This is a genomic window from Nitrosospira sp. Is2 (assembly GCF_033095785.1).
In the GTDB taxonomy this organism is placed as follows: domain Bacteria; phylum Pseudomonadota; class Gammaproteobacteria; order Burkholderiales; family Nitrosomonadaceae; genus Nitrosospira.
In genome coordinates this window covers 1161002-1176153 of sequence record NZ_CP137134.1, presented here as the reverse complement: position 1 = coordinate 1176153, position 15152 = coordinate 1161002, and the positions used below count along the sequence as shown (strand labels likewise).

The 15152-nt window shown below is 53.2% G+C and carries 13 protein-coding genes and 2 rRNA genes; 4 read left to right on the top strand and 11 right to left on the bottom strand.

Translation table 11 applies throughout. The features are described 5' to 3' along the window. Positions 1-36 precede the first annotated feature (36 nt). Both R5L00_RS05155 and rrf read left to right on the top strand, forming a co-directional pair. Positions 37-2926 (top strand): 23S ribosomal RNA (locus tag R5L00_RS05155). A gap of 122 nt (positions 2927-3048) precedes the next feature. Next, positions 3049-3161: ribosomal RNA gene (gene rrf / locus R5L00_RS05150) — 5S ribosomal RNA — on the top strand. 327 nt (positions 3162-3488) lie between these two features. Here the strand turns inward: rrf and R5L00_RS05145 are convergent. The 10 genes from R5L00_RS05145 to R5L00_RS05100 form a co-directional block, all read right to left on the bottom strand. Beyond that, positions 3489-4598: a sulfate ABC transporter ATP-binding protein gene (locus R5L00_RS05145; RefSeq protein WP_317653652.1), complete on the bottom strand. Its 1110-nt coding sequence runs from the start codon at positions 4596-4598 to the stop codon at positions 3489-3491. Continuing rightward, on the bottom strand, positions 4579-5478 hold the full coding sequence (gene cysW / locus R5L00_RS05140; RefSeq protein WP_317653651.1) for a sulfate ABC transporter permease subunit CysW: 900 nt from the start codon (positions 5476-5478) through the stop codon (positions 4579-4581). The genes R5L00_RS05145 and cysW overlap by 20 nt, the downstream gene beginning before the upstream one ends. Positions 5479-5488: 10 nt before the next feature. Continuing rightward, entirely contained in the window at positions 5489-6322 is an 834-nt protein-coding gene (cysT, locus tag R5L00_RS05135; RefSeq protein ID WP_317653650.1) for a sulfate ABC transporter permease subunit CysT, read from the bottom strand. Continuing rightward, positions 6319-7176 (bottom strand): EAL domain-containing protein, encoded by an 858-nt coding sequence (locus R5L00_RS05130; RefSeq protein WP_317653649.1) that lies wholly within the window; start codon positions 7174-7176, stop codon positions 6319-6321. Before R5L00_RS05130 ends, cysT begins: the two co-directional genes overlap by 4 nt. A 36-nt stretch (positions 7177-7212) precedes the next feature. Further along, the gene (locus R5L00_RS05125) at positions 7213-7572 is read right to left on the bottom strand and encodes a DUF2325 domain-containing protein (protein ID WP_317653648.1); all 360 of its coding nucleotides are present in this window, start codon (positions 7570-7572) and stop codon (positions 7213-7215) included. Positions 7573-7615: 43 nt separating this feature from the next. Further along, positions 7616-8611, bottom strand: coding sequence for a sulfate ABC transporter substrate-binding protein (locus R5L00_RS05120; RefSeq protein WP_317653647.1), 996 nt, complete (start codon positions 8609-8611; stop codon positions 7616-7618). Positions 8612-8657: 46 nt separating this feature from the next. Further along, the gene (locus R5L00_RS05115; protein WP_411555591.1) at positions 8658-10304 is read right to left on the bottom strand and encodes an alginate export family protein; all 1647 of its coding nucleotides are present in this window, start codon (positions 10302-10304) and stop codon (positions 8658-8660) included. A 157-nt stretch (positions 10305-10461) separates the two neighbouring features. After that, positions 10462-10683, bottom strand: coding sequence for a YezD family protein (locus tag R5L00_RS05110; RefSeq protein WP_317653644.1), 222 nt, complete (start codon positions 10681-10683; stop codon positions 10462-10464). A gap of 268 nt (positions 10684-10951) precedes the next feature. Beyond that, positions 10952-11248 carry a hypothetical protein gene (locus R5L00_RS05105; RefSeq protein ID WP_107693757.1) on the bottom strand — a complete coding sequence of 99 codons (297 nt, stop codon included), beginning with the start codon at positions 11246-11248 and terminating at the stop codon, positions 10952-10954. Between the two features lie 115 nt (positions 11249-11363). Next, positions 11364-12143, bottom strand: a complete 780-nt coding sequence (locus tag R5L00_RS05100) for a PEP-CTERM sorting domain-containing protein (RefSeq protein WP_317653643.1) — start codon at positions 12141-12143, stop codon at positions 11364-11366. 498 nt (positions 12144-12641) lie between these two features. Between R5L00_RS05100 and ttcA the strand changes: the two genes are divergently transcribed. Both ttcA and R5L00_RS05090 read left to right on the top strand, forming a co-directional pair. After that, positions 12642-13535 carry a tRNA 2-thiocytidine(32) synthetase TtcA gene (ttcA, locus tag R5L00_RS05095; RefSeq protein WP_107693759.1) on the top strand — a complete coding sequence of 298 codons (894 nt, stop codon included), beginning with the start codon at positions 12642-12644 and terminating at the stop codon, positions 13533-13535. Between the two features lie 60 nt (positions 13536-13595). Continuing rightward, complete coding sequence (locus R5L00_RS05090) at positions 13596-14963, top strand: DegQ family serine endoprotease (protein ID WP_107693760.1); 1368 nt, start codon at positions 13596-13598, stop codon at positions 14961-14963. A gap of 11 nt (positions 14964-14974) precedes the next feature. Here R5L00_RS05090 and R5L00_RS05085 read toward each other — a convergent pair whose 3' ends face one another. Beyond that, positions 14975-15121: a hypothetical protein gene (locus R5L00_RS05085; RefSeq protein ID WP_181320516.1), complete on the bottom strand. Its 147-nt coding sequence runs from the start codon at positions 15119-15121 to the stop codon at positions 14975-14977. Positions 15122-15152 lie beyond the last annotated feature (31 nt).

Below are 15152 nucleotides of genomic sequence, written 5' to 3'. Positions count from 1 at the left end.
AGTTCCGTTTCTGACTCCGAGCCCTTAAGGTTATAGGATCAAGCGAATAAGTGCATGTGGTGGATGCCTTGGCGATTACAGGCGATGAAGGGCGTGGTAGCCTGCGAAAAGCTCCGGGGAGCTGGCAAACAAGCTTTGATCCGGAGATGTCCGAATGGGGAAACCCGGCCCGCAAGGGTCAACCTTGGCTGAATACATAGGCCAAGCGTGGCGAACCTGGTGAACTGAAACATCTAAGTAGCCAGAGGAAAAGAAATCAACCGAGATTCCCAGAGTAGTGGCGAGCGAAATGGGAGCAGCCTCCAATTTTTAGCACTCGAACCAGCCGAGCCGTCTGGAAAGTCGGGCCATAGTGGGTGATAGCCCCGTAGGCGAAAGTTTGAGTGTGGAACTAGGATTGGAACAAGTAGGGCGGGACACGTGAAATCCTGTCTGAACATGGGGGGACCATCCTCCAAGGCTAAATACTCGTAATCGACCGATAGTGAACCAGTACCGTGAGGGAAAGGCGAAAAGAACCCCGGGAGGGGAGTGAAATAGACCCTGAAACCGCATGCATACAAACAGTGGGAGCGGACTTGTTCCGTGACTGCGTACCTTTTGTATAATGGGTCAGCGACTTACATTCAGTAGCAAGCTTAACCGAATAGGGGAAGCGCAGCGAAAGCGAGTCTTAATAGGGCGTTTAGTTGCTGGGTGTAGACCCGAAACCAGATGATCTACTCATGGCCAGGATGAAGCGGGGGTAACACCTCGTGGAGGTCCGAACCCACTAATGTTGAAAAATTAGGGGATGAGCTGTGGGTAGGGGTGAAAGGCTAAACAAATCTGGAAATAGCTGGTTCTCTCCGAAAACTATTTAGGTAGTGCCTCACGTATCACCTTCGGGGGTAGAGCACTGTTATGGCTAGGGGGCCATTTAGGCCTACCAAACCATGGCAAACTCCGAATACCGAAGAGTGCGAGCGTGGGAGACAGACATCGGGTGCTAACGTCCGGTGTCGAAAGGGAAACAACCCAGACCCTCAGCTAAGGTCCCAAAGACACAGTTAAGTGGTAAACGAAGTGGGAAGGCTAAAACAGTCAGGAGGTTGGCTTAGAAGCAGCCATCCTTTAAAGAAAGCGTAATAGCTCACTGATCGAGTCGTCCTGCGCGGAAGATGTAACGGGGCTCAAACTGTGCACCGAAGCTAGGGATTTACACGCAAGTGTAGATGGTAGGAGAGCGTTCCGTAGGCCTGCGAAGGTAGCTTGAGAAGGCTGCTGGAGGTATCGGAAGTGCGAATGCTGACATGAGTAGCGATAAAGGGAGTGAAAGGCTCCCTCGCCGTAAGCCCAAGGTTTCCTGCGCAACGTTCATCGGCGCAGGGTGAGTCGGCCCCTAAGGTGAGGCAGAAATGCGTAGCTGATGGGAAACTGGTTAATATTCCAGTACCTTTGTTCAATGCGATGTGGGGACGGAGAAGGTTAGCTCGGCCGGGTGTTGGATGTCCCGGTTGAAGCGTGTAGACGTGCCGCCTAGGCAAATCCGGGCGGCTTAGTTGAGGCGTGATAACGAAACGCCCTTCGGGGCGCCAAGTGAGTGATACCCTGCTTCCAGGAAAAGCCACTAAGCTTCAGTTGAATGAAGACCGTACCGCAAACCGACACAGGTGGGCGGGATGAAAATTCCAAGGCGCTTGAGAGAACTCAGGAGAAGGAACTCGGCAAATTGACACCGTAACTTCGGGATAAGGTGTGCCCCCGGTACGTGTAGCACCTCGCGTGCGAAGCGGATGGGGGTTGCAAAGAAATGGTGGCTGCGACTGTTTAATAAAAACACAGCACTCTGCAAACACGAAAGTGGACGTATAGAGTGTGACGCCTGCCCGGTGCCGGAAGGTTAAGTGATGGGGTGCAAGCTCTTGATCGAAGCCCCGGTAAACGGCGGCCGTAACTATAACGGTCCTAAGGTAGCGAAATTCCTTGTCGGGTAAGTTCCGACCTGCACGAATGGCGTAACGATGGCCACACTGTCTCCTCCTGGGACTCAGCGAAGTTGAAATGTTTGTGAAGATGCAATCTCCCCGCGGCTAGACGGAAAGACCCCGTGCACCTTTACTGTAGCTTTACATTGGACTTTGACAATGTCTGTGTAGGATAGGTGGGAGGCGTTGAAGTGGGCTCGCTAGAGCTCATGGAGCCGACGTTGAAATACCACCCTGATGTTGTTGAGGTTCTAACCTAGGTCCATTATCTGGATCGGGGACCGTGTATGGTAGGCAGTTTGACTGGGGCGGTCTCCTCCCAAAGTGTAACGGAGGAGTACGAAGGTACGCTAGGTACGGTCGGAAATCGTGCTGATAGTGCAATGGCAAAAGCGTGCTTGACTGCGAGACTGACAAGTCGAGCAGATGCGAAAGCAGGTCATAGTGATCCGGTGGTTCTGTATGGAAGGGCCATCGCTCAACGGATAAAAGGTACGCCGGGGATAACAGGCTGATTCCTCCCAAGAGTTCATATCGACGGGGGAGTTTGGCACCTCGATGTCGGCTCATCACATCCTGGGGCTGTAGCCGGTCCCAAGGGTATGGCTGTTCGCCATTTAAAGTGGTACGTGAGCTGGGTTTAAAACGTCGTGAGACAGTTTGGTCCCTATCTGCCGTGGGCGTTGGAAGTTTGAGGGGACCTGCTCCTAGTACGAGAGGACCGGAGTGGACGCACCTCTGGTGTACCGGTTATGACGCCAGTCGTATCGCCGGGTAGCTAAGTGCGGAAGAGATAACCGCTGAAAGCATCTAAGCGGGAAACTCGCCTCAAGATGAGACTTCCCGGGGGTTTAACCCCCCTAAAGGTTCGTCGAAGACCACGACGTTGATAGGTCGGGTGTGGAAGCGCAGTAATGCGTTAAGCTAACCGATACTAATTGACCGTGCGGCTTGATCCTATAACCTTAAGAAAGTGGTGTTTGCCAGATACAATCAACCCAATTTACTTCTTCCAGATCGTTGCTTATAACCGAGCGTCGGGCTAATGGTCCGTTTCGGTTGTGGTACGATAAGAGTTACGCTTGGCGGTCATAGCGCTTTGGACCCACCCCTTCCCATCCCGAACAGGGCCGTGAAACGAAGTCGCGCCGATGATAGTATGCATTCGTATGCGAAAGTAGGTCACTGCCAGGCACCTTACAATAAAAAAGCCCCGCTCGTTAGAGTCGGGGCTTTTTTATTGGCTATCGCTCCCGCTACGCTGACCGGCCTCGCCAGGTCCGATGAAGGCACCCAGCCCCCCAACCTGAGGCTGGTTTGTCGATCGCTCTGCACGTCCCTTGCCAAGGGCGCAGAGCGGATCTTAAAGTACCTCTGAAGAAGTCCTCTGCGCGGCGCATTGGAGAGTGTGCTTTGTCTGTTCCTGGCGAAGCGATCAGCCATTTACGTCCCGCCTCTCGCGCCTCCCATCCCGCTAAGCCAGTCGTCTGCCGCGTCTGGCGGATCTGGTCCGGAGGTTCCCTAGTGTATCTGTCGCGGAAAAAGATCGACGCGGGAGGGTTTTATTAAAACCTGATCCCCGCGCACCAATTTCAGTTCTCTGAAACGTTCCTTTGTGATTTCAACCTCTATCAACTCCTTCTGTTCGATATCCGTGCCGGCGTCGCGTATCAATTCAAGACGCACGACGGGGCCGATCGCAAGAACATGGCTTACCTCCGCGGCCAGCCTCAATCCCGTATCTGCCTCGCCGTCTCCCGGGCTGAGGGCGGAAGCCCGCTCGATTTCAATATCGTGCGGCCTCACGTACGCTATTGCCTCGAGCTCTTCCGCTTCCGTATGCTCAGGCGCATCGATTTCTACTCCTCCAATCCAGGCACGTCCGCGGTGAAGTCGGCCATGAAACAAATTTACCTTGCCGAGGAATTCGTAAACGAAAGGACTCGCGGGATGTTCATACACTTCATCCGGTGTCCCGATCTGCTCAATACGCCCTTCATTCATAACCACTACCCTGTCAGCCACTTCGAGCGCCTCTTCCTGGTCATGCGTGACGAACACGCTGGTGATATGCATGTCGTCATGCAGCCTTCTTAACCAGGCACGCAGCTCTTTCCGTACCCTAGCATCCAGTGCGCCAAAAGGTTCATCCAGCAATAATACCTTCGGCTCAACGGCCAGGGCCCGCGCGAGAGCAATCCGTTGACGCTGCCCGCCCGAAAGCTGATGAGGATAGCGATCTGCCAGCCAGTCCAGTTGCACCAGCTTCAGCAACTGATGCACGCGTTCGCGAATTTCTACGTCCTTGGGGCGGAATTTCTTGGGACGCACGCGTAGACCGAACGCTACGTTTTCCATTATGGTCATATTCCTGAATAGGGCATAGTGCTGGAATACAAATCCGACTTGCCGCTCGCGCACATGCTGGTCGGTAGCGTCCTCTCCCTGAAACAAGACCTGGCCGGCATCCGCAGTTTCCAGTCCGGCGATTACGCGCAATAGGGTAGTTTTTCCAGAGCCGGAAGGTCCGAGCAACGCCAGTAGCTCCCCTGAACGGACCTCGAGGCTAACGTCGCGAAGCGCAGAAAAACTCCCGAAGTTCTTGGAAAGATTACGCACCTCTATACTCATTCCCATTTTCCTTGTCATCATGTTTTTTGGATTCGACTAGGCTTTTTAGTGCCAGCGTAACCAGCGCGAGCAGCGCCAGCAGCGATGCCACGGCGAACGCCGCCGCAAAATTGTATTCGTTGTAGAGTATCTCGACATGAAGCGGCAGCGTGTTGGTACTCCCCCGGATATGGCCGGAGACGACCGATACCGCGCCAAATTCTCCCATTGCGCGGGCGTTGCACAGGATCGTGCCATAGAGCAGACCCCACTTTATGTTTGGTAGCGTCACGCGGAAGAAAATTTGCCACCCATTAGCGCCAAGGACCACGGCGGCCTCCTCCTCCTCGGTACCCTGGGCCTGCATGAGGGGGATCAGTTCACGTGCAATGAAGGGAACGGTCACGAATATGGTAGCGAGCACAATGCCCGGAACCGCAAAAATAATCTTGATGTCGTGTTCGGCCAGCCACGGCCCCAGCCACCCCTGCAACCCGAAGATGAGCACGTAGATCAATCCTGAAACTACGGGCGAGACCGAAAAAGGCAAATCAATGAAGGTGATCAGCAAATTCTTACCGCGGAATTCGAACTTTGCCACCGCCCATGCAGCGGCGACGCCGAATATCAGGTTGAGCGGTACTGCGATTGCCGCAGCGGTGAGGGTAAGCTGAATGGCAGATAGCGCATCCGGCTCCGTGATGGCGGCGAAGTACACGTCCAGCCCCTTCTTAAGCGCCTCGTAAAACACTGAGATCAGGGGTACGAAAAGGAAAAACGTGAGAAAGGCCAGCGCGATGCCGATCAAACTCCAGCGGACCCACGCAGGCTCTTCAATTGCCTGGGCGGGTCTCACCGTGGGCAGGGGAGCGTGTTGTACAGGGACGGTAGTGGCGTTCATCAGAGTGTCCTCACGTCAATACGCTCCGCCGACGGCTCCACCATTGAAGCAAGTTGATTATGAGCAACATGACAAACGATATCACCAGCATCACAACCGCGAGCGCGGTGGCGCCGGCATAGTCATATTGCTCCAGCTTGGTGATGATCAGGAGTGGCGTAATCTCGGAGACAAGAGGCATATTGCCTGCAATGAAAATCACCGACCCGTATTCCCCGATGGCGCGAGCGAAGGCAAGCGCGAAGCCGGTTGTCAACGCTGGGAAAAGTGTGGGAAAAATGATCCTCGAAAACGTTTGCGCCCGGTTTGCCCCGAGTGTGGCAGCCGCTTCCTCCAATTCAGACTCGATGTCTTCCAGCACCGGTTGTACAGTCCGCACCACAAAGGGCAGTCCGATAAACGTCAGCGCCACAAAAATACCAAGCGGAGTAAACGCAATCTTTACCCCGAGGGGTTCAAAAAACTGCCCGATCCAACCGTTGCCTGCATAGAGCGCGGTCAAGGCGATACCCGCGACGGCCGTCGGCAAGGCGAATGGCAGATCCACCAGCGCATCGACCAGTTTTTTGCCCGGGAAGCGATAGCGCACCAGAACCCAAGCCACCAACAGCCCAAATACAGCATTTACCGCCGCGGCGGCAAAAGAAGCGCCAAATGTCAGCCTGTAGGACGCCACTACCCGTGGAGTCGTCACCACATTCCAAAACTCAGGCCATGTGAGCGCTGACGTGCGGATAAATGCTGCTGATAACGGAATTAACACGATAAGGCTAAGATAAAGCAGCGTGAACCCAAGCGCCAGATTGAAGCCCGGCAGAACGCTGTGTTGTTTAAATTTACTCAATCCAGGGTCCCTCTAAACGACGGCCGACGATGATCTCCCGGCGATTCACGGTATTGTGTCCGCCGGAGACCTGGTATAGCCGCCTCAATCCCCCGCACTGGCATCCCGAGGGCGCGTCCCTGCAATAGATCCGCTCCTTCCTGAAGGGCGGTATCCTTATGCTGTACTGTTTCAATTTCATGTACCAGCACTGACGCTCCGAAATGATGTATCGAGTCGAGCAGTGCTTTCGTCCCGTAACAGCCTGCTAACGTCCAAGCCTCGAGCCTCACAATATCCGGATACAAGCTTCCCAATTCTGCCATCCAGTTGTTACCTGTGCCGCTATGATTGGCTGCAATCCGATAACCGCGTGAGCGGTAGTTGCCGATTACATGCGCCAGCAGCTTCCAGTTGCGATTCACTTCCCCGGGGATCTCGATGACAACGCGAGAAGCCGGTATTCCGATGAGATCAAGCACCTTTGCAAACGCGTTACCATGATCATCCTTGACACTCTCAAGCAGACGGGGCTGCACGCTGACAAAAAGATTCCCCGGCCCCGAAGCAGCGCCAAAGTAATTCAGCGCATGCACGGTCCGGCACAACCGATCCAGCCTGACGAGCGCTGAGTCCTCTGTTGCCAGCGAAAAAATATCCCAAGGTGAAACGATATTTTTATTGTCGGGCTCGCATCGAATAAAAGCTGCATGCCCAATAACCTGTAATGCACTTGAAACCACCGGCTGGAACACGCTTGACAGTCGACTGTCAGCGAAGTGGGCCACTACCCACTCATCTTCCAAACGCTGCAGCCGATAATCGGTGGTTGCCTGGACGCGCACCAAATCGTCCTCCGCGCTTCTTGCTTTCATATCTAGGATATTTCCCTTGCCAGTGTAAAGATGATCTCAATGATTCCCGCGGAACCACTGCCTAACGAAGTTCCTCACATCATTGATCTTGTCGCGGCAGCGACAGGGAACGGTGCTAAGCGTCAGTCCCTCCAGTTTCCGGCGCAATTCATGGCTGGAACTGCGGCAATACACCAACGGGATACCATTCTTGGTGGCCTGTTGTTTCAGCGCATTCGATACGCTGTGGCTCACATAATCGTACAGTATCACCACGAGTCTCGCGCTGCGGGGAATTGCACGTTTGGTAAACCGGGGACGGCGCCCATCCCAGTGTTCGACACGCTTCAATCCGTGCGCGAGCAGTTCTCGCGTCAGTGTCTCGATATAATCTCCACCTACTACCAATGCAGTCATCTTAGCTCCGGATCATATGAGTCGGTCTTCCGTATAGCTCGTGCTACTTCTGATAAATCTGATCAAAGGTACCGCCATCCGAGAAATGGATCTTGTGAGCGTTTTTCCAACCGCCAAATGCGTCGTCGATCCTGAACAGCTTGATTGCGGGGAACTGGCTAGCATATTTTGCGGCGATGGCGGAATTGCTGGGACGGTAGAAATTTTTTGCCGCTATTTCCTGCCCTTCATCAGCATACAAATACTGTAGATAGGCTTCAGCAACCGCTCGGGTACCCTTCTTGTCAACCACCTTGTCTACCACTGCAACCGGGGGTTCGGCGAGAATGCTCAATGACGGCACCACAATCTCGAATTTGCCGGGGCCCAATTCCTTGATCGCTAGGAAAGCCTCGTTTTCCCAGGAGATAAACACATCACCCACACCGCGTTCAACGAAGGTGGTTGTGGAGCCGCGAGCACCGGAGTCAAGTACCGGCACGTTCTTATAGATATCCGCTACAAATTCCTTCGCCTTGGCTTCGCCGAAGTGCCGCTTGCCAAATTCCCAGGCTGCAAGGTAATTCCATTGGGCGCCGCCAGAGGTCTTAGGATTTGGCGTAATGACCGCGACACCGGGTCTGGCAAGATCGTTCCAGTCTTTTATGCCCTTCGGATTCCCTTTTCGCACCAAGAAAACGATCGTGGACGTATAAGGCGTGCTGTTCTGCGGCAAGCGTTTCTGCCACCCTTCCGGGAGCAGCTTTGCTTTCTCAGCGATTGCGTTAATGTCATTTGCCAATGCAAGCGTGACGACGTCAGCCTCCAAGCCATCAATTACAGATCGCGCCTGCTTGCCCGAGCCACCGTGGGACTGCTTGATGGATACCTTTTCCCCGGTTTTGACATCCCAGTGTTTCACGAAGGCGGCATTGAATTCATGATAAAGCTCCCGGGTGGGATCATAGGAAACGTTTAAGAGCTGTTTCTCCGCGAATGCGTTGAGCGTGATAAAACTCAGTACCAGCAGGGCCCCGGAAAGGCCTGTCTTCAATCTCATTTTTTTTATCCTTGATAGATTAATTGGGAACAAACTAATGATTCACTTAAAAGGCGCTGATGACGACTTCGACGTAGAGGAAATCCGAGCCTCGGGGGCTACGCCCCAGCGCAGCCACTTGCCTGTTGCGCGTGAAGTTGCCGCTGACAAAATGCGAGTACCCGATGGTGGTATCGATGCGCTCAGTCAGCTTATAACGCGCCCGTATGTCGAAATTGTGGCCAATGAAGTCGCCGCTTCTGCCCGTCACATCGCGATTAAACCCGGGGTTACGCCTCGCGCTGGTGTTGCCGTCGAGCAGGTTATTAAAGCGGTCCGTGCTGCTTGCAAGCCAATACCAGCCGTAGCCGCCATCGATACGCAAGTCCTTGACCGGCTGAAACTCGAGCTTGATTTTTGGAGCCTTGATATTCTCGAACACGATGTAGTCGTCTGCTGACCATGGCCGCGCGAAACCAAAGAACCGTTCAAAGCGATTATTCACGTTGTCGTTGGGATTACGGTCTCCGGTCGCATAGCCATAAAAGGCGCTGAGCCGTGGTTTCCAGTCGTGCTTGAAGGTATACCCTGTTTCAAGGGTATAACCATGCGCGTCATGTTGCTCCGTACCGTTTCTTCCAAACTGATAAGTCAGGTTAAAGTCATAGTCCAGGTTGGTGTTCCCTATCTTCCCGTAGCCACGCAGGCCGGGCGAATGAATCTCGCGATCTATCTGACCTGGCGCTTTGCTACCATCCTGCATGAGACCCATGTAATACGGCTGGAGCGTAATGACATCCGACCACTTGCGCCAGTGGCCGATCGAGCCGTAAAACCACTGGTTTTCGATACGCTGGTCAAAGTCGCTCAGCAGGCGTTTGACGGGTTGGTAGGCCCACAGATCGACTTCCCAGTCATTGACTTCCTGACCAAGGTTCAGGCGGAACCCTTCAAAGGTATTTGTGGTGTTGCGCCATTCGTTGCGACCAATAAAACGCCGGTCAAGTGCCTCGTATGCCATGCGGCCCGCCCGGAAACGAAGCGGGCGTTGTTGCTTCCTGTCATCCGCGCCTAGCGCGCCTTTAAAATAAAGTTCGCCGTAGGCCTGAATCAATTCATAGTCGTTAAAGTCGCGATCGTCGTGAGGAAACTTGCCGTTATAACGCCGTGAGTCCTGAAACTCGACTGCACCTCTCAGTGGGTCCAATATCTCCTTGATGCCTAAATACGCCCTGGAACGGAGCAGGAAAGGCTGATCGAGAACGAGATCGGTCCGCCTAATGTCGTTGCTGCGGAATTCATAGCGGGTCCGGTGATCCAGGCCCACGTCCAGCCATGTGATGTCCTTGAAAGCCTCAATGCCGGTCTTGCTCAGATTCCGGACATATCTGGGCGGATCAGATTCGGGCTGCGTGCTATAGCTGCTTGACGGCCTGAAGTAGCTTGTAGACTTTTTGCCTGCGTCCTCTTTAGAAGCAGAGGTATTCATTGGAGCAGGTTTTTCAGCGGACGGGATCGCCCATTTAAAGTTTTCGCTCGAACTCCCGACCGACCGATTCCCGGAAGATGAGACTCGGGTGTTAGAAATTTGCTGCACGCCGTACGGTGTCACCTGAGACCTCTCTTTTTCACCGCTGCTCTCATTTGCATGAAGCGAGCTGACGGCTAACATGCTGAGTGTGGATGCAAGGGTGGCTTGCCAAAAAACTTTCATCGTAGCTCCTGAATCATTCTTAATCGCCCCCTCCGCTTCCTGGTCAGACGCAATATTGTCCTGTCGTATTTAACCTCCAATTGCATGGTGGGTTTTTGTCGTCATTAGATCACCACTTAAGCAAACGCCAGTGACTGGAGGTACATGAGTTCATAAGTCATTTCCTGACAGCAGGCTCTTTATGGCTGACACGAATCTTTTCACGGCTCTCTATCTGCATTACTTTACCGTCATGCAGAATTACTTCTACCGAGCCGTATTCAATGTTGGCAATCGCGCGCAGTATTTGCTGCCTTATCTCCACGGGAATGCGTTTACCAACATAGTCCAACGCTTCATGTTTATCTTCCAGTTCAACAATGTTTGTAATAGCAATCATTTTTCCCTCAAAAGAGAGCAATAAACCCAAGTGCAAAGTTACCAGTTGTCGTTATAAGCGAGGCCAGGGTGAACGTTACCAGTCCCCATTTATGACGGGAACTAATAAGATTCGATTTGTTTATCGCTTTTTCTGATATAGAAAGTGAGATCGAAATAATGTGGAGCGGTTTGCATTGTTGTTCCTCGATGCGAACCTGGGATTACGGGTAACGTGCACGATGCGCTCTGATTCAGAAAAATTGAAACTCCCTGAGCTGCAGAAAGCCTTAATTGCGCAGGCTAGCCCGGTGCGCATCCGATGCAGCGGCGAAGCATGCATGGCAGAACTTGCCGTATACGGCGCGGAACGCCTTGCCCTTGGAGTTATCTGCCTGGTCGGTGTAATAGTCTATGGTGCCAGGCGTGAACAATGACTTCGCGATGGTTTCAAAGACATTGTTTTGTTCCGCCCCCCCACCTACATAAAGAGTCAGGTCCGGCGTAACGGTGGGGCCGACCGCGTTTGCCTGGCCGGCAACAGCCAGCGCGAAAGAGGCGGCCGCGAATTTTAGTTTGTTTTTCACTATGGCGTATCCTTTAAGAGTAAATTGATTGCTTAATGTTATTCATTTATCAGGCGAAGCCATCCCTGACCCGGCCAAAACCTGCCGGGTTCTTTAAATGAGAAAAGAGTGAGTTTTAGGACGCTCGGAGGGAACGGCGCCGGGCAATTGATCCCACCAGAGCCAGGCCAGCTAACAGCATGGCCCAGCTGTCAGCTTCGGGGATGGGTGAAATCGCCAGCGCCCCGGCTTCGCTTAACGTTACCGTGCCCAGTTGATGGGAATTCACCACGTTGGTGACCGGCGCGCCATTTTTGGTAAGCTCATAAAAACTCAGCGTGCCGCCCAATCCGGCGGTCGTATCGAAATTCGATTTCGTATTCCAACTGGATCCATGCGCGACTTCGTACGAAGCATAATCAGCAGGACCTTCTTTGAGATGAACCGTCGAATTTCCCCCTGCGAATCCCGTGGCACCAAAATTGCCGCTTGCGGTGACAAAGGAATTAAAATTGCCGCCCCAGGAATTAAGCTGGGCATTGCGCGTACCATCGGGAACGCCAACAGCGGGTCCGCTGGTCAGATAGCTGACAGGATCGTGATCCACTGATCCTGCATTGGTATCCGCGGCAATGATGTTCCATTTGATATCGGCCAAATGTGCGCTGCCGACATGCGTCAGGAAAGAGTTCCAATTTGCATCGTTGGCGAGATTAACCGAGAGGCCGGTAAAAGACGGGGTGAAGTCATCCTTGCGCAACCCGGTATCCAGTGCAAAAGAATAACCACTTACGGATTCATAAGCGTTAAACAATACCGAACTGTTTCCTGCAGAGCCATCGAATGCGGCGAGTGCAGTACTTGAGGTGATGAGAGCCACCGCGGCCGCGAGATATTTGATTTTATGTAATTTCATTAAAACACTCCTTAATTTCAATTGAACGAAGTAACCGAACTGCACTCGCATCCTGGGGGGAAATTCTCGCTAATGAAAACGACATATTTGCATTAGGAAATGAATTGATTTCATGAATTAACGAACTCGCCGCAAAAAACGCCGGAAGGATTTTTCCGAAAGGATAGACAGGAATCAGGAAATGTAAAAAGAATAAATAATGGTAATGAATTGACTTTTAGTCATTACCATTTCTGCGAACGTGACGCCCCCGCGAGATCTAAGGCGAAAAGACTTATGGCTCGGCGGCTAATGCGGTTTTCTTAACAGGCTGTGCGGAGCGGGATGCCGTAAACGGATCATCTACATGCGGGAGTGTTCTTGGAACAAACGGTTGCTATCGGGGAAATTTTCCTTAAAATTTAGCCCAAGCTGAACCGGCGTGGGGGTGCTGGACCTGACGGACGTCTTGCATCTATGATAACTAGGTAAACAACGGCTCAGACAATAAGGCCAAATATGGAAATCGTGTCCAGGAAAGAGCAGCATAACGTCAACAAGCTGCACAAGCGCTTAAGACGGCTCGTCGGTTCGGCTATTGCCGATTTCAACATGATCGAGGATGGCGACCGGGTGATGGTGTGTCTTTCCGGGGGCAAGGATAGCTACGCATTGCTCGACATTCTGAGCAACCTGCAAGCGCATGCGCAAACGCAGTTCGAACTGGTTGCAGTAAATCTGGATCAGAAGCAGCCCGGTTTCCCTGAAGAGGTGCTGCCGCGATACCTCTCGGCGATTGGCATGCCGTTTCGCATTGTCGAACAAGATACATATAGCGTTGTAAAACGTGTAATCGCGGAGGGCAAGACGACCTGCAGTCTCTGCTCGCGTCTACGCCGTGGCATCCTGTACCGCGTTGCGGGAGAACTGGGCGCCACCAAAATCGCGCTGGGGCATCACCGCGATGACATCCTTGAAACCTTGTTTCTCAACCTGTTTTACGGCGGCAAGCTAAAAACCATGCCGCCAAAGCTGGTGAGCGATGACGGGAAAAATATCGTGATCCGCCCCCTGGCTTACTGCAAGGAGAAGGATCTGGCGGCTTATGCCGAGATGGAAAATTTCCCCATCATTCCGTGCAACCTATGCGGGTCGCAAAAAAATTTGCAACGCCAGGCGGTTAAGGAAATGCTTCAACAATGGGACAAAAAGTTTCCGGGCCGGCTCGAGACAATGTTTACCGCGTTGCAGAATATCCAGCCGTCTCATCTTGCCGATCCCAGACTTTACAATTTCAATGAGCTCAAGGCGGGTAACAAGCCTTTCCCGGACGGCGATAGAGCTTTCGACCCCGAACCGTTCGAGCCTGGGATGGAGGAAATACTGAATTTGGGCAAGGGTCTCAATGCCTGACCCTCAGACTTTCTGCTTCAGCTGATTGGGTGCCCCAAGCAGGCTTTACCGAGTGAATACATGAGAAAAGCGTCCCGAGTTGTTTTGTTACAGGTCAGCTTTGTTATTTTGCTGGCCATGGTCTTTCCCGCGCACGCGGGTTTACCCTTTGCGAACAGCAAAAACGGTGTGCCGACCCTGGCTCCGCTACTGCAGGAGGTGACACCGGCGGTAGTGAATATTTCGGTGCAGTCGCGTTCGGCCATCGAGGATAACCCTCTATTCCGCGATCCGTTTTTCCGCCGATTTTTCAATATCCCCGATCAAGCCGCCCGACAGGAGCAGAGTGCGGGATCGGGGGTGATTGTCGACGCCGCCAGCGGTTATGTCGTAACCAACTATCATGTTATCAAGGATGCCCAGCAGGTCACGGTCACGCTCAAGGACATGCGTCAGTTCGTGGCAAAGCTGGTGGGAAGCGACCCAGGCACCGATATCGCATTGCTTAAAATCGAGGCAAAAAATTTGCAGGCATTGCGCCTCGGCGATTCGGATCTGCTTAATGTGGGCGATTTCGTGGTCGCGATCGGCAATCCGTTCGGGCTAGGGCAGACCGTTACCTCCGGTATCGTCAGTGCGCTTGGCAGGAGCGGGCTGGATCTTGAGGGTTATGAAGATTTCATACAGACCGATGCGTCCATCAATCCGGGGAATTCTGGGGGCGCGCTGATCAATCTCAAGGGAGAGATGGTCGGTATTAACACGGCTATTATCGGTCCTTCAGGCGCCAACGTTGGTATTGGGTTCGCGGTGCCCAGCGCCATGGTCAAGGCAGTGCTGGATCAGATCGTACGTTTTGGTGAAGTGCGAAGGGGGCGGCTGGGGGCGAGTAGCGAAGATATTACACACGACCTGGCCCGCTCTCTGGGGCTCGCTTCTACCGAAGGCGCGATTATCAGTACCGTTGAGTCCAAATCGCCAGCCGAACAAGCTGGCCTTAAGCCCGGCGACGTGATAACGGCAGTGAATGGGCGCCCGGTTAGACGTTCGATCGATCTGCGCAATAAGATCGGGATGATGCCGATCGGGGAAACAGTGAATCTGACTATCCTGCGGAATGGCAAGACCCTGACTACCAAGATCAAGATCGCGACGCCGCTTGAGGTTCCGGGCACGGAGGCGGAGACGGTACCCCAGCTTGCAGGTGCAACCGTGGCAAACTTCAAGACCGGGGCGCGCGGAAAAATTGAAGGCGTGATCGTCACCCAGGTGGATGCGAATAGCCCGGCCTGGCTCCATGGTATCAGGCCCGGCGACATCATTTTCGGGGTCAATCGCAAAAAAGTACGCTCGGTACAGGAATTCCTCTCGGTCCTCCAGTCAAGCGATGGCCGGATCATCCTCAATCTGCTGCGAGGCGACTTCAAGCTGGCCATCGTCATCCGATAAGCAATAAGCAATTACCAGTAAACAGTAGGCGGCTCAGCCCGAGTTACCGTAAACGCGGTTCCAAGCCGAATTTTCTGCCAGTCGTCGCAATTGGCATTCGGAATTCGAACGCTGCAAACGCTATCCGGGTCGAGCTCCTTGCCTGTCATCTCATCCATGGGGTTTTTCCGGCGCAGGCAAAATCGATAA